This window comes from Pseudomonas sp. GW821-FHT03C07, from assembly GCF_059420925.1.
In genome coordinates this window covers 263,864-282,200 of record NZ_JBWKUQ010000002.1, presented here as the reverse complement: position 1 = coordinate 282,200, position 18,337 = coordinate 263,864, and the positions used below count along the sequence as shown (strand labels likewise).

Here is an 18,337-nt window from a genome sequence, read left to right as displayed (position 1 = left end):
CTTGTTTTTATTAGGCTGAGGTGAAGGGGATGCGGTAACGGAGCGGTCCGCGCGACCGCTCCGGTCAAGGTAGTGAGAGCGTTATTTCGCGCCGTAGACGTCGAAATCAAAGTATTTCTGGTTGATACGCGCATAAGTGCCGTTGGCCAGAATGGTTGCCAGGGCCTTGTTCAAATCTTCGCGTAACGCGACATCGTTCTTGCGCAGGCCGATGCCGTCACCGACCCCGAAAAAGGCCGGATCGTCCAGGGTCGCACCGGCAAACTCATAGTCCTTGCCCGCCGCCGTGCCGAGGAAACCGTAACTGGCTTGAATGGCGCCCTGCAGCGAAGCATCAAGGCGGCCCACCACCAGGTCGGCGTAGACCTGGTCCTGATTCTGGTACGACAGCACGTCCACGCCCTTCGAACCCCAGACGGCTTTGGCAAATGCCTCCTGGGTCGAGCCCTGCTCCACGCCAATGCGCTTGCCCTTGAGCGATTCAAGGGTCGGCAGCAGCCCCGATCCGCGCTTGACCACCAAACGTGCCGGCGCGTTGGAAACCTTGTCGGTAAAAGCGATCTGCTCCTGGCGCTTGGGGGTCACGGTCATCGACGACGCCACCGCGTCGAACTTGCGCGCCAGCAGCGCCGGGATCATCCCATCCCAGCTGCTTTCTACCCAGACACAGTGAGCTTTCAGCTCGGCGCAGAGCGCTTCGGCGATATCGACCCCGAAGCCGGTCAGGGAGCCGTCCTTGTTCTTGTATTCCAGCGGCGGGTATGTGGGATCGACACCCAGCTTCAAGGTTTTACCGGACCAGTCAGCCGCGCCAGCCAGGCTGTAAGCCGTCAGGAACACCAGGGATACAGCGGCAATCATCTTGTTCATTGTTATTTTCCTCTTCAGACCGCAGACGATTTTTTTGTACAGACTGACGCGCGAAAAGACGGCGTCTCAACTCAGGAAACGCTCGACCAACTTGACCCAGTAGCTCGCCCCGATCGGCAGACAGGCATCATTGAAGTCGTAGCCGGGGTTGTGCAACTGACAACCGCGCTCGCCCTCTCCGTTGCCAATCACCAGGTAACTGCCGGGGCATTGTTCCAGGATGAAGGCGAAGTCCTCACTCGCGGTGAAGGGCCGCAGGTTGTCGATCAATTGCTCTTCGCCCAACCAGTCCAGGGCGACTTCCCGGGCAAACGCGGTCTGCTCGGGATGGTTGATCAATACGGGATGACAATGTTGATAGTCGATCTCGGCGCGGGCACCGAAACTGGCAGCCTGTCCATTGACCAACTCGGTAATTCTGACTTCAAGCAGGTGGCGAATTTCAGGGGTCAGTGCCCGCACGCTCAAGCTCATCTGGGCGCTGGACGGGATCACATTCGACGCGCTGCCAGCGTGCAGGGAGCCCACCGTGATAATCGCCATTTCCTGTGGATTGACGTTGCGCGACACGATGCTTTGCAGCGCAATCACAATCGACGAGCAGACCAGCACTGGATCGACCGCCTTGTGCGGCACCGCGCCATGGCCACCGTTACCGAGGATGGTGATCGTCACCGTGTCGGCCGAAGCCATGAACGGCCCGCTGTAGAACCCCATGTGCCCGACGGGATAACCCGGCACGTTGTGCATGGCAAAGATCGCGTCACACGGAAAGCGTTCGAGCAAGCCCTCTTCGAGCATTTTCCGGGCACCACCGAGCCCTTCTTCGGCCGGTTGAAAGATCACTTGCAGGGTGCCATTGAACGTCCGGGTCTGTGCCAGGTGCCTGGCGGCCGTCAGCAAGGTAGCCGTATGTCCGTCGTGGCCACAGGCATGCATAACCCCGTCGATTCGGCTGGCATAGGGCAAGCCGCTGGCCTCCTGAATCGGCAGCGCATCCATGTCGGCACGCAAACCGATGGAGCGGCCTTGGCCATTTTTCAGGGTGCCGACGACGCCGGTCTTGCCGACGCCGGTGCTGACCTGAAAACCCCACTGGGTCAAACATTGAGCAACACGCTCGCTGGTGGCGAACTCTTCAAAACCCAGCTCGGGATGCGCGTGAATAGCGCGACGCAACGCGATCATTTCATCCTGTATCGCTGCAATACCTGACAGGACATGGCCGGCATCCATTGTTGTACCCCTTCGACGAGATCTGAGCGGTTGATGGGGTGGATCTTAGGGAAGCGACACTGGGCTGGGGAGACGCAGTTTGGTTATGATGACAACCATAAGTTGTCACCAGGGTGAGCAGATGAAGCTGCATCAATTACAAGCGCTGATTGCCAGCGCTGAAACCGGCAGTATCCGCGCCGCCGCGCGTTCGCTGGAAATTTCCCAGGCCGCGGTGACCAAAGCCCTGCGCGAGCTGGAAACCAGCCAGCAGCTACCACTGTTCACCCGAACGCCCAGTGGCCTGAGCTTCACCCAGTACGGCAAAGTCCTGCTGACTCACGCCCGGCTGGTGATCAAGCAGCTGGAACACGCGCAAACCGAACTCGATCACCTGCGAGGCAAGGCTCAGGGACGGCTGTGTGTCGGGGTCACACCCTGGATCGCGCTGACCTTCCTGCCTGAAGTGGTGGTGGCGTTTCGCGAACAAATGCCGGAAATCCGTCTGGAGTTGTTTGAAAGCCTGATGGCGGTGGCCCAACCGTTATTACGCGATGGCAGCATGGACTTTGCGATTGGCCAACTGCACCCGACGCAATCGAGCCAGGAGTTCGCCAGCGAAATCTTGCTGGACTACCAGACCTCGGTGCTGGTCCGACAGGGCCATGCACGCCAGGGTGCGCGATCGATTCACGAGCTGCTGGAGCAGGACTGGACGCTGAACTATGCACCGGACGGGCACGATGGGCTGATGCAGGAGTTGTTCTGGCAACACGGCGCGCAGATCGATGAAAAACGCATCGTCCGTGCCCATTCGCTGGCCATTTTGCAGATGATGGTCGAGCGGGCCGATATGTGCACCTGGGGGCCATCCATAGTGAGCATTGCCCCGCCCTTTCTCGGTCGAGTGGTTTCCCTGGAGCTGAAGGAACAGTTCGAACCGAGACAACTGAGCATCGTGACACGCCGTAATGGCGCGCTGAGCAAACCGGCGCAGTGCTTCGCGGATTGCTTGTTACAGGTCATTCGGCGCCATGCCCGTTCAGCGAAGAAGGAGGACCGGCAGCTTTTTGAAACCTTACGGCTGCGGCTATGAGGCGACAGCAGAAGCACGAAAAACCCCGCCATCCTGCTTCCTGTAGGAGCCGAGCTTGCTCGCGATGAACGATAACGCGGTGAGCCTGCCAACACCCACCGCCCAAACCGGTCTCAACCGAACGTCACCCGCCTACACCGATGCCCCGCGCAACATCCCCTGCGTCAAATCATCGATCACCGCCTTGCCCATCTCGCCCAGGTAATGCGATGCCCAGGCATAGCGTTCGCCGTCGGTTTCCAGTGCGGCATCGAGGGAGAGTGCTTTGGCGCAATAGAGCAGGAGATTTCAGATGAAAGTATCACTTATTCAGGGCGACTTCATGGCGGCACCCAAGCACTAGAAGGCGTTCACTTGAGATCTACACTGTCTGGACCGGCGCTTTCGCGGGCAAGCCCGGCTCCTACAGGGTTTGTGTGTACCGAATGATTTGTGGCGCTATTCCGAATGCTTGGTTCGTGAAAACCAGGACAAACCGCACGCTCTCTCCCGGACTGGACCCAATAGTGGCATTTCAGTAGCATCGCCGCCTTTCTTCCGTATCCGTCAGCCAGGGATGACCATGCCGGTTCTTTCACTTTATCCATCACGCCTGTTAACCACAACGACACTGCTGCTATCGGCGCTACTGGGAGGTTGCAGCGTCAACGGTACCTACCCGGACGCCACGGACCCAGACGCCGCCAAGCTGCGTTTCATCGCCAACACGCAAAACGCCACGCTCGATTACTTCGATGCCGAGCATTGCGATGGGCAAACCACCGGTATTCTCAACAACCTGTTGCTTGGCGATACCAAGCGACGCGCCGACATGAGCATCGCGCCGCCGGAAAACGCCAGGGGCTATCTGGAAATCAAACTCAAGCCCGAACACGAAACCCTTCTGCGGATCCATACCCAGAACGGCTATTCGGTTTGTGGCAACAGCATCAATCTCAAGCCTGAACGCAATGCCGAATACGAGCTGACCTTCGACTCCGGCAAAGGCCAGTGCAGCAGTAAGTTACAACAGGTCCGCAAGATCAATGGCAAGGAGCAGCGCAGTCCTGTCCTGATCTTTGAAAAAGGCCTCCCGGCCTGTGTCGGGCGCAATCTGATGTTCCCAAAACCACCTGAACCGTTGCCGGACACCCCCCATCGCCTGGAACTGATAGGCCGGATTATCGACAACAGTCTGATTCCAGCCATGAAACCCGACCCGGCTGAAATCGCCAAGAGCGCGTTCTCCGCGGAAAAAATCGACGGTTTGATCGCCGAGCGCAAGGCCAAGCTGGGCTTCACCCTGCCGGACGACTATTGGACCTTGTATCGCCAGAATCTCCAGGCCTTCGATGCAGAAGCGGCCCAACGCAAAGAGCGGACCTTGCAGCTTTACAAGGACGAGTACCTTCTGCGCCTGCGTCAGTTGAAGGATGAGGACCTGGAACAACGGGCGCAGCCCGAAGACAAGTCAGCCAAATCGACCAATGTGGCCGCGCTCGAACAATACAAGTCGATGACTCTCTACTATTTCGGCGCCAGCAAGCGGGTGATGCTCGAAACCATCGACCATCATCTGAAGCGGATGGCGCAGATGGATGCGCATTACGGCGTCTGCGAGCGTTACGACGATTGCTGGAGACGCTGAAGCCCGGGGCCTCGCGGCAAGGCTCACGCACGCTACTGCCGCGAGAAAAGCCCAACATTCGCTATCATCACCTATGCTTTCGGCGACCACTCCAGCGCACCGCCGCCATCTGCCGATCACAGACAAGGACGCTCCATGCCGCGCCTCTCCCCGCACATCCAGTTCTCCCTGATCACTCTCGCGTTGACCTGCGTGATCCTGCCGGCCCATGCCGCCGACAAGGTCGAACGCCGCTGCGGCTGGTTCGAAAACCCGACCGCGGCGAACGCCACCCTCACCGACCGTGACGGCACCTGGGAAATCGCGACTCAAGGCGGCTACCAGGCCGAAGGTGGCTGGCCACAGTTCAGCGATGCGCAATGGGTGCGCACCAACGGGCATTATGGCTACGGCTGTGGCTGCATGACCGCCAGCGCCGATCCCCAGACCCACCGCCTGAACCACCTGACCAATGCGGTCGCCCGCCCACTGGCTGCCTGCCGCAACGATACCACCTTGCACGAGCCGGCCAATCCGCTGGCGCCACGGCCACCCGAGGTGCCGGCCTCAGCCAAAAGCATGAAGCCCTACCAGGCCGCGGGCTTCAGCTTCAACTATCCGAAGGGCTGGAAGGTCAGCCAGAACAAGGAATGCCTGAACCTCAATCAGCCAAAGACTCAGACCAACGAGGAATACACCCTCAACCTCTGTGTCCAGCACGGCACGCTGCAACAGGCCGCCGACAGCATGATCTTTTCCCAGGAAGACGGCGTCTGGATGCGTAGCGCCGGCATGGACTCGCCCAGCCCCGTCGACATCATCGAAGGCCCGGGCTGGAAAGGCATGCAAACGACCCAGACCTGTGGCGTCGGCGATGAAGAGACCGGCTTTCACGCCGCCGGCGGTACCTGCCTGATGGCGATCGTCTACAACGACAAGACGCAGTTGCTGTTCGATACCGTGGGTTACTACCAGGACTTCGACACGATTGGCGCGATCATTCGCTCGGTTCGATTTGACCAGAAGCAGTAGAAAATACGCCCCCCTAAGGTGATGCCCAGTGACTGCAACAGATCCGCGAGCGGCTCACGCCCCCGAAATCGGCAATGTTTTTAAACCACTGGGGGTTTGAATATGCGCGATCAAAAACGGAGTTGACGTATTTTTGAGCGCATGAAGATAAACCGGCCCCGAAAAGTTTATGGCCGTCAGCACCGCTTTGATTTTTTCCGGATCAGTATGGAAGACATCCAAAGCCACGAGAGAACAGCCTTTGTCTTGCATTGTGCTCGCGGGATGAGTCGCCTGTTCCCATTGGATCAGGGTCGGGGCAGAGCCTCCCAAAGGCAGGCGGCCGTCCGCAGGTATGGTTATCTGCCAAGACAATGCTCCTCTGGTCATGGGCTCGACATCCCCGACGATGTCGTGGCAGGAAGCGCTGGCGGCTTGGATATCATCGGTTCGCGCAACCCATGTCGCCAGGCGCGCCGGTGAGTCGGGCGCAAGTTGATCAAGGCCGAACCAGCGAGGCCGGCTGGGGCGTTCAGCCGATGGGTCCGCCGCAATCACTTCCAGATAAAGCTCAGGGCCAAGGCGGAGCAACCGGTTATGGGTGCCCATACGTGGATGGGCACCGCCCGGTTGAAGGTCGACGCCCAGAACGCCAGTGACGAACGCACAGCCGGTATCGAGGTCCGGCGCCACCACAGCCAGGTGATCGATAGTACTTTTCACACACGCACCGCCTTGATGATTTTGTGCAGAGGAGCAATGGTATTCGAACAACGCATCAGCACCGGTTTTCAACGCTATTTTTTCCTTAGCGGCAGGAAGTAGCTGCCCCACTCGATAGCCATGAGAACCAGATTGATGCCATCGCGGAACAACAAGCTGCCGACAGCCCGTCGTACCTCCTTCGCGCTGATACGGCCGCGGGCGATGTCGAGGCGGGCAAAGCTGTGGATGTGGCGAATGACATCGAACGCCATAAGCCCCGAGGCAGCCAGAAAATAGAAAATCCGCTGCCAGTAGGGTATGCCCAGTGATCGCAGAAGATCCGTGGTGACGTGCTGGTGCGCCACTTCTTCGGCGCAGTGCCATCGCCATAGGCGTGTCTGTGACGACTCCTTGAGCGAGAGCAGGCCGTCTCTACGCAAGGCGGCTTTGGACATGACCGCTGTCACGTGCTCGAACGCGGCCGCCAATGCCAGCTGCGCATTGAGTGACAATTTTGATCGAAGGGTCTCAAGATCCTTTTCGATCATGTGCTCGAACTTCTTGACTTCAAACCCCTGCTCTTCCAGTTGCTCGTTGTACCGCCGGTGCGCTCGCTGATGAGCCTGCTCCTCTGCCACGAAGCGACGCGAATGTTCGGCAAGAAGCGAAGTCTGTTGCAGTTGTAAAGCCGATGACTCCACCACCGCAATCACGAATTGCTCACCCGCAGGAAGCAGGACCGAACAAGCATCGAACAGGTAGGTCCTGATCGAGGTGTCGTTCCAGTAGGGCTTGAAAGCGCTGGCCTCGCCGCTAGGGTCGGACGCCGATTGTTCGAGATAATCCATGCGTCAATGCCTCACAAATGTACCAGGGTACCGGCGACGGCGATCTCACGGAGCAACCCTGAGAAATAGCCATGCGTGATATGTGCCTGGCGGGGATGCATCTCACCCTTCCTCAGCGCGTCATGCACCTGCCTGAGGCGAAAGCCCGGCACCGCGGGATACAAGTGATGTTCGGCATGAAAGCCAACACCGTGGGGGGCAACCAACAGGCGCTCCCACCACGTGGCAATCACCGTACGGGAGGATCCGGGAACGGAGTGCGGTATAGCGAAATGCTCGGCCACATCGCGCCAATACAGCAACGCCATCAACACGGTAAACAGGGGCAGGAACCAGTACACCAAAGCCGCCAGCCAGAGGTGGAACCCGGTGAAAATCACCACGCACAGAACGGCGAAGATCCATTGGCGATACCGCGTGCCAGGCGGACATTGCGACGCCATTTTCGAAGTCACCAGGGCCGTTCTCAACTCATGGATACCGTACAGCCCCATGCAGTGTTTCAGCAACAGAACGAGTATGTTGGACGCCGATTTGGGAAACGTGAAACGGTCCTGCCCCCGACACGAAACCCAGTTGGGATCGCGCTCGGTCGCGGTATGCAGATGGTGCGCGGTGTGGTCGCGACGAAACCCGAAGATCGTGATGGTGAACGGGATTGCTGTCAGGAAGTCACCCAGCGTGTCGTTGAGAACAGGGCGCGTCCGGCTGAACTGCCGGTGTGAAAACTCATGCATCAGAATGAGTAAGGCATGTTGCCTTGTACCAATGAACACCACGGCCAACAGCGTGGCCCAAATCGTCTCTGCGTAGATCGCCAGACCCGCCGCACACAGGATAAGTAGCCACTCCAATACCGTGGTGGCGAGTAATCGCAACGGCGCGGTTTTACCCCACGCCAACAACTGGGCGCGCGCCACGGTGCCGATACGATCCCTGGTCCCAGCCGTTTTTGTGCACAGCGGCTCGATAGTTGCGTTTGTCATGGCTTACTTCCAGAGTCGGGGACCGAGTTTCATCCAGGTCGTAAAGAAGGTGGCCAGGTCCATCGAGTTGCCTGGCTTGCTTTTGGCCAGCACCATCGATTGAGCGTGCGCCTGGAACCAGCGGGTGGCCGGAGCGCAATGGTGAGTGCGATGCAGCGAGCGATGCAGGACAAGCCAGGACAGCGGTCCTGGCAGATACAAATCCATCGCGATGTCAGAGGGCGCGCGGCGCGAACCTTTAGCCGAGATGGGTACGCCATAGTGCTCGGCCTGCGTCAGCCAGAAATCCATCCAGGCAGAAATGCAGTACGGGAGCAGATAGGCGCATATAACTTGCCGAGGAACCTCATGGAGGCCTAAAGCCAACACCGCAGCGAAAACGACGAGCAAGGCATTGTTCCAGCGCCAGCGCCAGACCACTGGAGCGGACAGGTAGCGTCGGCAAAGTCGATTGATGGAGACGGCAACCCACAGTTGCTCCACGGCCCCCAGCAGACAGATCAGGCGCGTTCGCCATGACTGTTCGTACAACAACCCTTCGGGATCATCGTCCTGGCATGCTTTACGATGGTGTTCGAAGTGAAAGTAACGAAAGGCCACGAAGTTGACGGCAAAAATGGCCGCCACGAACACACCCACTGCCTCGTTGAGACGCGTGCCAACGAGGAACTGGCGATGCGCACACTGATGCTTGGCCTCCTGGGCGCCCAGTATCAGGATCGCCTGGAGCACGATCAGCGGAGCAACGGCCAACCAGCTGGAAATCTCGGGGCCGGCGAGCCAGGCAATCGCGGCCGTATTCAAGACACACAGGAGCATGAACAGGTAGCTGGGCAAGTTGGAGCGCGATGGTGTGTTTTCCTCGCCGGAAGCCCCTGTACCCGTCAGCAGATGCCAAAAACGCCTGCTGCGAGCGAGCGGGCGTGATGCGTCTTCCAGCGCCGCGGAAACGTTCATAAGCATACGAAGAGCAGTTTTTTCATACGCTGCAGCCACGGCAGCGGAACTCTTTTCCAAATAAAGGAAAGACCGGAGAGTGGCACTTTACCGACGATCAGCACACCGAAATCGAGCGAAGACTCATGTGGAAAATAGTTGTCCCTGACCGCGACGATCTTGCGAAAGCCCTTGTTGAAGTAATACCGCAGTTGCGGATCCAACGGTAAACCCTTGTGTTCACCTCGCACATATTGCGCAACGGGAAGATCCGGATTTTTCGAAGTCCAGTGACGAAGACCCGGAACCGGAGAACCCAGATAGATGTCCGACCATCCGGCTTTCAGCGCATAAGGCCAAAAGAACTCGAAAATAGCTTCCACCGCCTTCGGATCGACACTACTCAGGCTGATGCCAAACAGCGCACCGGTGTTTGCCGACTCATCGCCGTGCCGTTTTCTTGCACAATCTTCCCACGTTGAGCATTTGCGCATGATGTCGTGCTGGGTCGGCTTCATGAACAACGACGCCAGCACAGTCCCCGTGAGCGTGCAAAAAGCACCGAGACTCAAGGCCGGGAAAGCGGCGATCCGCGACGCCAGCATGGTGGCCTCGGCGCGCTGCTCGCCTTCCCATTTCTGCTGTTCAAGTTCAAGTAACGAGGGAATATCGGCGGGAGATAGAAATCGAACATTTATTACAGTTTCATTGGAGGTTCTGTAAGCCCCCACTGCATTTTTTTCCCGCCAACGATCAGAGTCTTTTACAATCGCACGTCTTAAGACAGCTCTGGTCTTGGCAATAGATAACATCGCGTATTCGACTCACAGATTGAATGGGAAATGAATCCATCCATGTCAATCTACTTCGCCTATATGAATATCTGATGACGAGGTTAAAAATATCGAGTACGAAAATAATAACCGAACAATCGTACCAAAAAAATAGAATCAAAACCCACCCAACATTTCGTAACTTTCAGCCCGAGCTAATTAAATTTTCCATGACAACAAAGCCTTGCACGGTCTATTGGCATTAACAGACTAAGTATCCACCGGCTCTGCGCGCCCAGTCGCCTCACGCGACTCACGCAATTGCCTCTTCAAGGTGCGCAACGGCGGCGCATACAGAAAGCCAAATGACACGCTGTTCTTACGCCCTTTCACCGCATGGTGCAGTAGGTGCGCCTGATGCAAACGCTTCAAGTAACCATGACGGGGTCTTGGCCGAAAGGGCCAATAGCGGTGGACGATGCCATCATGCACCACGACATAGATGATCCCGAACGCCGCCACCCCAGCGCCGATCCACTGCAGGGGGTCGTACCCGCTATTGCCCATTACGATCAGCGTGATGGCCACCGCCGCCAATACCAGCAGGTAGATGTCGTTGGTCTCGAAGGCGCCCAGGCGCTCCTCGTGATGGGAACGGTGCAGAAACCAGCCCCAGCCGTGCATGACGTACTTGTGCGCAAGATAGCCGACCCCTTCCATGGCCATCAGGGTGCAGAGAAACAGGGCAACGTGGGTGATCATGGAACGCCGTGAGCTCGCAGGTACGTCGAAAAGGCGGCCGGAAAATAATTGAGCCGTGCTCAAGCATACCTCGGTAGGCAGGCAAATCGAATGCGCCGAGTGATTCGGCGTCCGACTTTCTCAAGGGGTGCTGGCTTTGGCGAGGAAGGAGACGACCCAATAGCCGCCCTGGGATCTGAATCAAAACCCGCCCCGACCGAAGCCGAGGCGGGCCACTTCAATAACCCTTACCGCTGATTATCGTAGTGATCCCGTAGAAACTCATACCGGTGATAAACCCGTAACAAGTTGACTACGAGGCTCCAGGTACGTCGAAGGATCTTGGACATACATTGGCCCCCAAAGTGGGCCAAACCTCCAGCATGCTTACCGGAACACGCATGCCTTCGAGAACTACGTTATCAGTCTCTGTGAGGCGGCCAGGCTAATGGCCCCCTGAGCCAATCCGGCACGGTTTACTAAGCCGTGTCAGGAGGTCCAAAATGCGCGCGCTGGCTTGACCACTTCAAAAAGTCTTTTTAACGAAAGAGCCAGAGAACCATACCCCAGCTCGAATATGGAATTAAAAGTAAAAAGTGTTACTTACCCGAAAAACTTTAATCAAAAAATTTCAGGACTTCGCCACCGCTAAACACTTAGAAACATAATGAGCTGTTACCAGATTTGCGTAATAAACATGATTTCAGTAAAGTGAAGGCTCGTTATCAGTCTCTGTGAGATGAGCAAGCTGGCTCCACATCAGGCTTGCGGAAAAAACCACCCTACTAAGGTGGTTTTTTTTCGCCTCGATTTATCTGGCAGCAGCCACATCGCAGCTCGCTCCCCTCAAAACCAGGGCATGCCCGAAGGCGCCGCATCAGCCCAACGACCATCGCAAGCAAACGTATTCGTAGTAAATATCGAGAGGGTAAGGCACAACAGCTATACAGACAGGGCTTTCGTCAGTCGAACAGGAGCACCCAACGTGCCCCAGCCCATCGACGCTAACGCCGACAACCGCCCCGGACTGACTCAAGTCCAGGGTCAGCGACTCAGAACCAGCCGCGTTTACCGACCACATAAGTCTGCTCGAAGTCTTCTTCGGACTTGATCAGGTAAATAATGAATTCGACAAAGGCGACGATGCTGATCACGATCGACGGGATACCCAGCAGCAGCCAACCGAACAGGAACACCAGCAACATGATCACGCCCTGGACGTTGTAGCCCAGGTAGAACTTGTGCACGCCAAAAGCACCGAGGAAGAACGCCAGCAGGGCCGCCGGGATCTTCTTCGAGTTGCCGCTCGCCGCAGCGCCGTCGGCGAAGATGGCTTCGGCAAACGCACCATTGCCAGCGAAGTCGACGCGGGCGCCCGCCTTGGGCAGCACCGCAGCCTTCCACTCGACCACGTCGAAGGTGTAACGGTTGCCGTCATCACCGGAAATAATGCCGTTACGAGTGTTGGCGTCGTAACTCAGGATCTTGCCTTTCATTTACAGCTCCTTGGAAAGTACGGGACAGGGAACGCGAGATAGTGGCTAGGGGATTAATGGCAGGGAGAACACTTTTACCGGACAACCTGCACCGGCGCGAACGTTCCATCGACAATCGACGGACGGAGGCCGTCGACATCAATCAATACGGTCGGGGGGCTTTTTCAGGTTTGAGTAGTAAGACCGACAGGCCATCGCTCGTCCTTGAAAAGTGACTGCTGGACCAGACTGAGGGATCAGCCTGTCATCGGCAGTTTCACTGCATCTTCCTTAACCGCTATGAAGGCCTGAGTCGCTGGCGCGTGGAGAGGGCCAGAAGCAGAGGGCTTTGGGCTGGAAAGCTACTATTTCGCTGGCGCGGCGTCTAGGGGGAACGGGAAGGAATAAATCATCATAGGAAAAAGCACAGCAACTGCGAGGATAAAGCGCGGGCCCCGGAGGTCCCGCGCTTCATGCATCAGAATGCGATACCGACCTTGGCACCGAACTCGTCAATCTTGAGTTTGGTGTTGTCCGCCAGATCGGAATCACCGTCCAGTTTGAACTCGGTGTGGGTGTAATAAACGCCCGCGACAATCGGCAACGAACTTTGCGGGTTGAACAGGAAGTTCACTTCGGCATAGGGGTTGGTATGGTCCTTCAGGTCCACTGTATCGGAGCCCTCGCCGGCGACCCTGATCTGCGCCTCGCTGCCAATGCTGCGTCGTACACCCGCCTCGATGCGCATCGTCGCGGCATCGAACTGATGGTTATAGCCCAGCGCGGCCTTGGCAAACGGCGAACGGCTGGTGAGCTTGACGTCGTAGTCCGCGGAGTCAGGCTCGTAGCGCGTCCAGCGGTAACCACCACCCACGATCACGTCGAAGAAGTTGTGCGAGTCCAGCGCCGCACGCCAGCCCAGGTCGAGGTCGCCCTGGCCGTCCTTGAGTTTGTTGTCATCATTCTTGCCGTACTTCACTTCGACACCCGCCTGGTAGATAAGGCCGGATTCAGCGGTCATCTTGTTGCCGAAGTTGTAGAACAGGCCAGCAGTGGGCATATGGCTTTTCTCTGACTGGCTGCCACCCTCCAGCTTGAAGTGGCTGTAGCTGCCCAGGACACCGAATTGGGAAATCGGATCGGTGGAGGGCGCCGCCATCGCGACCATCGGGCTGGCAATCACCGCCAGGGCCGAGGATTTGATGAACAGGTGAGTCAGACGATTGAACATGAACACTACTCCATTAGGGTATAAACGTGAAGAATCCGGGAATCTATGAACAGGAAACTGATGATTTAGTTCAAAAAATACGCACTTAACGTTCATATTTTCTTCACCTTGTCGATTCAGGCAAAAAACACCGCGCGAGCGTCTACCCGGCGGCACGCCAGACAGAGGCCAATATTCGAGGTTGAATCACGAGGGACGCGCAGTCGACGTTTCACCCCCCGTCAGCGGGGGCGCTCAAACCAAAGACCGACCCATCATCCGCGTCAGGATCGCCAAAGGATTGGACTGGGGGTCGTACTGTTTGTCAGCGGGTATATGCAGAGTCTGCTCGAGCATGTACTGGCCCGACATGACCGCATGCGGTACCTGGTCCGAGAAGCACACCCAAACCGAGCCCGCGGCGAATGGCATGGTCACTTGCTCGGCGGCTTCCTGATAGACCGGGTCGCCTTTCATGCCGTCATGCAACTGCAACATCAAGTGATCATATTCGCTGCGATATGACTTGGTGATACGCAACGCCTTCAGCAGGCCAGCTTGCCAAGCCACATACGGTTTGGCCCGCGGCAGGAACTTCGCGGCGACCGTTTCGAAAGGCTCGCCGACACGCCACACGCGCGGAACCCCCTCGGGGTTGATGTTGCTGAACACCCGCAGAATGCGCTCGCCATAGTTGGGACGCGAAGGAAAGGCATCGACATGCAGGCGGCGGTCATCGGCGCGCCAGGACTGGGCACGGGTCTCGACCTGCATCGGACGGTAGCTGGTAGGGGCCAGGCGCAAGGCACCTTGGTAGCGGGGCAGCAGCGAGTACACCAGCGTCTGCGCCTGCTCACGGAAACGGCCGATCATCTCGCTCAGCGTTTGTTGCTCAGCGGCATCGCCTTCTGCGCCCTTGAGCTGATTATTCGCATCCAGGCTGATATTACGTGCCTTGGGCGAGCGAATGTCCGGACGGAGCAAGGACTTCTCTTCTTCCCGCAGTTCAAATGACAACCGTGGGAAATAAAGCACCTTGCCCGCCTCCAACGCAGCTATCCATTGCGCGTTTACTTCAGGCATCCGCCAATCGGCGAAATCGATGCCTATGATCTGAGAATCCATTTCCTCAGGGGGCCTCTTTGGGGAGTAGGCCTACAATGATGCGGCGATCCGACTGGCCATTGCAACGTTTTGTTACCTTCGATTACAAGATGCCTCGCCCAAGAAGGCTCAGCTAGACACCCCGACGCCCAGGCAACGCGGGGACCGGCAAGCCCCCGCGCGTCCTGATACCGCCGACGGCTAACAGGTTTTCATCTTCGCCAGACGAGTGCTTCTGAACTCATCCGCCACGCTGAACTGCAAAATGGCCGCGCCCTCCTGGGAATGCATCAGCCACAGGTTGTAGTCACCGGCACTGTTCATGACCAATTTATAGTGCGTCGCCTGCCACATCCTGCTCATGACTTCTTGTGACGGGGCCTTGTAAAGTTCACAAAAACTGCCTTCGACATCGCATTGAGGATCCGCGCTCAGGCCATCAAATACGACACGTAGACGCCCCTCCTCCGCACTGCCGTCTTCTTCTGGGTGAAAGGCGCCGATGATTTTCCCGGCATGACCTGCTTCACTATAAAAACAGGTTATTTCGCCGATAAAATCATGCCCCGCCAGTACCTGAAAATACGGCCACATTTCATCCGGCCATTCAAAAGTATCGAGCATGGGCAGAAATAAATACTTACCGATCAGGTCATTGAATGTCATAACACGCCCTCCTTTGGCATGAATCCAAACTATAGCCTCCTGAAATATTCCTTCGCCGTTAGTGTATTAACGACTGTTTCAAGAAAGTGGCTCTGGTACCGGCCAATCGCCTCATGCCTCCAGCTGTACGACTTCAATGCCCAGGCGCCGATATGCCTGGATATCTTCCGGCACCACAAAGTGCTCGGTGAACAGGGTCTGCAAGCGCGTACAAGGCGCCACCACAAACGGTTCCACCGCCCCCAGCTTGTCCGCCGTGGTCACCGCGACCACCTGCGAGGCGCTGTCGAGCATGGCCTGTTTCACGGCGATTTCGTCGTAATGCAGCGAAGTAATCCCCATCTCCGGGTGAATCGCGCAGACGCCGGTAAACAGCAGGTCGGCCTTGACGCCCTGGATCAGCCGGACCGCCTCGTGCCCGCCCGAGGCCATGGTCGTCGGGTTGAGCTTGCCGCCCGCGAGGATCACGGTGATCCCCGGATGCTCGGCCAGGGTCATGGCGATCATCGGCGAACAGGTAACGGCGGTGATCGACAACCCGGACGGCAGCGACTGGGCGATCTGCAGGGTGGTGGTGCCGGAGTCGAACAGCACGATCTGCCCTTCCTCGACCCGACGTGCGGCCATCTGCGCCAGGCGGGTTTTCACTTCGTTGGGTTCGGCGATGCGGGTGAAATAATCCTTGCCGGTATCCTTGGGACGCGGCAATGCGCCGCCATGCACCCGCTGCAACAGCCCGGCCTGGGCGAGCTCGGCGAGGTCGCGGCGAATGGTGTCTTCCGACACCGCGAAATGCTCGCCCAACTCCGAAGCCATGACCTTACCGTCCCGTTCGAGCAATAACAGGATCTTTTGCCGCCGCAGGTGCGGCAGTTCCGATGCTTGATGAACGTTTTGCATGTTTATGCCTGAGTTTGCATGTTTATGCGGATTTATACGAAACTCCCGGGCGAAAGGCAACTCCGCGGGCAGGGCCGCTCAGGTAAAAAACACCTCAAATACGGAAACCACTGACCAACTGCTCCAGCCGGGCCGTCTGTTCTTCCAGGTCGGAACAGGCCAGGAGCGTGGCATTGAGATTCTCCACCGCGTCCTTGTTCAAGGTATCGATCTGGGTGATGTCCATGTTGATCGCCTCGACCACGGCGGTCTGCTCTTCGGTGGCGGCGGCCACCGACTGGTTCATCCCGTCGATCTCGCCGATACGCCGGGTGACCTGTCCCAGGTGCTCGCCGGCCTGATTGGCGATGGCCACGCTCTCTGCGCTGTATTGCTGGCTCTCGGCCATGGTGCGCACCGCCTGCCGGGAACCGACTTGCAGTTCCTCGATCATCCCGTGGATTTGCTGGGCCGAAGCCTGGGTCCGTCCGGCGAGGTTGCGCACCTCATCGGCGACCACCGAAAAACCGCGTCCGGACTCACCGGCCCGGGCGGCCTCGATAGCGGCGTTGAGTGCCAACAGATTGGTCTGCTCGGAGATCGCCTGGATCACCTTGAGAATCTGGCCGATGCTGGAGGTGTGACTATTGAGTTGCTCGATCCGGGCGCTGGACGAGAGGATCTTGGCCGACAGTTCATTCATCGCCTGGATCGAGCGATCGACCACCCGTCGCGCTTCATCGGCCGTGTCCCGCGCATCGGAGGCGCCCTGTGAGGCATCCGCGGCATTCACGGCGATCTCCTGGGCGGCGGCGCCCAATTGATTGATGGCCGCCGCGACACTGCTGGTGCGGTGGGACTGGTTGTCCGAATTGCTCATCGAGGCGTTGGAGGCGTTGACCACCCGACTGGCCACCTGGCTCAAGCGGGCGGTGGTCGAGGCCACTTCACGGATCGAACCATGGATCCGTTCGACGAAACGGTTGAAGGCCCCCGCCAGGTGGCCGAATTCGTCGCGCGACTGGATCGGCAGGCGTTGCGTCAGATCGCCATCGCCCTGGGCAATGTCTTCCAGGGCGCGGGTCATATGGTGCAAGGGCTTCATCAGCAGTCGGATCAACAGACTGAGCAGGACAAAGGTGATGGCCAGCAACACGACAGTCGCGATCACCACCGAGAGACGAAACTTGGCCAGCGCCGCGTAGGCTTTGTCCTTGTCGACAGCCAGGCCCACAGACCATTTCACCGAAGGCAAGCCTTGCACGGGCATGAACATCAGCAACTGCGTGCTTCCCGCTTGCCGCACCTCGGTCAGTTCGGCGCCGATCCGCGCCGGCTCCAGACCGTAGATATCGCGCAGGTTTTTGGTTACCAGGGTTTTGTCGGGGTGTACCAAAATATTGCCGTCGGCACTGACCAGGAAGGCATAACCGATGCCTCCGAAGTCTTGTGCGTTGATCATCCGGGCCATCTTGTCCAGGCTGATATTGACCCCGAGCACACCCAGTACCTGGCCGCCGGACTTCACCGGAGCCGCTTCGCTCATCACCAGGTAGTCGCTGCCCACGCCGATATAGGGTTCGGTCAGGATCGGACCGTTTTTAACCGCGTCCGCGTACCAGGGCCGCAGGCGGGGATCGTAGCCATCGGGCATGACCCGTTCGGGAAAGATATCGAAGGCGCCTTCGCGCGTTGCGCTGTAGCTGGCAACGAAGGTCGAGGTAAGCGCCGGCTGCTGGAGCAGCGTGCGGACTTTCTCCCGAGCCGGGTCGAGCGCGACGACCTGGGCCATCGCGTCCACCAGCAACAAGCGATCACTCAACCAGGTCTGAATATTCTGCGCCAGGACCTGACCGGTGGTGTGCAAGTTGTTTTCGATATTCCCGCTGATTTCGTTGCGCTGTTGATAATCGCCATACAGTGCGAAAACCGCAAAGACCACAACGACGACAGCAGAAACGGCAAGCAAGATCTTCTGACTGAACTTCAAACGAATATTCATGGTTTTGGCGACTGCACAATGGAGGGTTTTTGTTTGACTTTATATCAAGGCAGGACAAAACAACGGGCAGGGCGAAAGCCGCCCTTAATAGGGAAAGTTTCAGTGTTGATTAAAAAGTTGTCAAACAACAAATACCGGGGGACTGGCATCAAAAAAAGTGATCACCCCCATAGGGATAGCGTGCTTTTTATTAGCGTTTGAAGTTGCACTACTT

At 57.8% G+C, this 18,337-nt stretch carries 17 protein-coding genes and 2 pseudogenes; 3 read left to right on the top strand and 16 right to left on the bottom strand.

What is annotated here, in order from left to right:
- Positions 1–81: 81 nt before the first annotated feature.
- Both AC07VG_RS04490 and AC07VG_RS04485 read right to left on the bottom strand, forming a co-directional pair.
- A complete protein-coding gene (locus AC07VG_RS04490) occupies positions 82–861 on the bottom strand; it encodes an ABC transporter substrate-binding protein (RefSeq protein ID WP_495020652.1) in 780 nt (259 codons plus the stop codon).
- Positions 862–936: 75 nt separating this feature from the next.
- The gene (locus AC07VG_RS04485) at positions 937–2,106 is read right to left on the bottom strand and encodes a M20 aminoacylase family protein (RefSeq protein WP_495000701.1); all 1,170 of its coding nucleotides are present in this window, start codon (positions 2,104–2,106) and stop codon (positions 937–939) included.
- Positions 2,107–2,191: 85 nt separating this feature from the next.
- Here AC07VG_RS04485 and AC07VG_RS04480 point away from each other — a divergent pair, with 85 nt between their 5' ends.
- Positions 2,192–3,181: a LysR family transcriptional regulator gene (locus AC07VG_RS04480; RefSeq protein WP_495000700.1), complete on the top strand. Its 990-nt coding sequence runs from the start codon at positions 2,192–2,194 to the stop codon at positions 3,179–3,181.
- A 132-nt stretch (positions 3,182–3,313) separates the two neighbouring features.
- Here AC07VG_RS04480 and AC07VG_RS04475 read toward each other — a convergent pair.
- A pseudogene (locus AC07VG_RS04475) lies at positions 3,314–3,469 on the bottom strand (DUF3077 domain-containing protein); the annotation flags it as partial.
- Positions 3,470–3,743: 274 nt separating this feature from the next.
- Between AC07VG_RS04475 and AC07VG_RS04470 the strand changes: the two are divergent.
- Positions 3,744–4,808, top strand: a complete 1,065-nt coding sequence (locus AC07VG_RS04470) for a hypothetical protein (RefSeq protein WP_495000699.1) — start codon at positions 3,744–3,746, stop codon at positions 4,806–4,808.
- A gap of 135 nt (positions 4,809–4,943) precedes the next feature.
- Positions 4,944–5,819: a DUF4087 domain-containing protein gene (locus AC07VG_RS04465; RefSeq protein WP_495020559.1), complete on the top strand. Its 876-nt coding sequence runs from the start codon at positions 4,944–4,946 to the stop codon at positions 5,817–5,819.
- Between the two features lie 54 nt (positions 5,820–5,873).
- Here the strand turns inward: AC07VG_RS04465 and AC07VG_RS04460 are convergent, their stop codons facing one another.
- The 13 genes and pseudogenes from AC07VG_RS04460 to AC07VG_RS04400 all read right to left on the bottom strand — a co-directional run.
- Complete coding sequence (locus AC07VG_RS04460; RefSeq protein ID WP_495000697.1) at positions 5,874–6,593, bottom strand: VOC family protein; 720 nt, start codon at positions 6,591–6,593, stop codon at positions 5,874–5,876.
- A 2-nt stretch (positions 6,594–6,595) separates the two neighbouring features.
- The gene (locus AC07VG_RS04455; RefSeq protein WP_495000696.1) at positions 6,596–7,351 is read right to left on the bottom strand and encodes a metal-dependent hydrolase; all 756 of its coding nucleotides are present in this window, start codon (positions 7,349–7,351) and stop codon (positions 6,596–6,598) included.
- 11 nt (positions 7,352–7,362) lie between these two features.
- Entirely contained in the window at positions 7,363–8,337 is a 975-nt protein-coding gene (locus tag AC07VG_RS04450) for a fatty acid desaturase family protein (protein WP_495020558.1), read from the bottom strand.
- Positions 8,338–8,340: 3 nt separating this feature from the next.
- Positions 8,341–9,294 carry a fatty acid desaturase family protein gene (locus AC07VG_RS04445; RefSeq protein WP_495000694.1) on the bottom strand — a complete coding sequence of 318 codons (954 nt, stop codon included), beginning with the start codon at positions 9,292–9,294 and terminating at the stop codon, positions 8,341–8,343.
- Positions 9,291–10,085, bottom strand: a complete 795-nt coding sequence (locus AC07VG_RS04440) for a hypothetical protein (protein WP_495020557.1) — start codon at positions 10,083–10,085, stop codon at positions 9,291–9,293. The genes AC07VG_RS04445 and AC07VG_RS04440 overlap by 4 nt, the downstream gene beginning before the upstream one ends.
- A gap of 231 nt (positions 10,086–10,316) precedes the next feature.
- On the bottom strand, positions 10,317–10,808 hold the full coding sequence (locus tag AC07VG_RS04435; protein WP_495000692.1) for a sterol desaturase family protein: 492 nt from the start codon (positions 10,806–10,808) through the stop codon (positions 10,317–10,319).
- A gap of 1,031 nt (positions 10,809–11,839) precedes the next feature.
- Positions 11,840–12,283 carry a TM2 domain-containing protein gene (locus tag AC07VG_RS04430; RefSeq protein ID WP_495020556.1) on the bottom strand — a complete coding sequence of 148 codons (444 nt, stop codon included), beginning with the start codon at positions 12,281–12,283 and terminating at the stop codon, positions 11,840–11,842.
- A 457-nt stretch (positions 12,284–12,740) separates the two neighbouring features.
- Positions 12,741–13,493 (bottom strand): putative outer membrane beta-barrel protein, encoded by a 753-nt coding sequence (locus AC07VG_RS04425; RefSeq protein WP_495000690.1) that lies wholly within the window; start codon positions 13,491–13,493, stop codon positions 12,741–12,743.
- A gap of 234 nt (positions 13,494–13,727) precedes the next feature.
- Positions 13,728–14,597, bottom strand: a complete 870-nt coding sequence (gene kdoO / locus AC07VG_RS04420) for a Kdo hydroxylase KdoO (RefSeq protein WP_495000689.1) — start codon at positions 14,595–14,597, stop codon at positions 13,728–13,730.
- Between the two features lie 180 nt (positions 14,598–14,777).
- Positions 14,778–15,242: a hypothetical protein gene (locus AC07VG_RS04415; protein WP_495000688.1), complete on the bottom strand. Its 465-nt coding sequence runs from the start codon at positions 15,240–15,242 to the stop codon at positions 14,778–14,780.
- Between the two features lie 111 nt (positions 15,243–15,353).
- On the bottom strand, positions 15,354–16,142 hold the full coding sequence (locus AC07VG_RS04410) for a DeoR/GlpR family DNA-binding transcription regulator (RefSeq protein WP_495020555.1): 789 nt from the start codon (positions 16,140–16,142) through the stop codon (positions 15,354–15,356).
- Between the two features lie 94 nt (positions 16,143–16,236).
- On the bottom strand, positions 16,237–17,001 hold the full coding sequence (locus tag AC07VG_RS04405) for a methyl-accepting chemotaxis protein (RefSeq protein ID WP_495000795.1): 765 nt from the start codon (positions 16,999–17,001) through the stop codon (positions 16,237–16,239).
- 93 nt (positions 17,002–17,094) lie between these two features.
- A pseudogene (locus tag AC07VG_RS04400) lies at positions 17,095–18,123 on the bottom strand (HAMP domain-containing protein); the annotation flags it as partial.
- Positions 18,124–18,337: the final 214 nt, after the last annotated feature.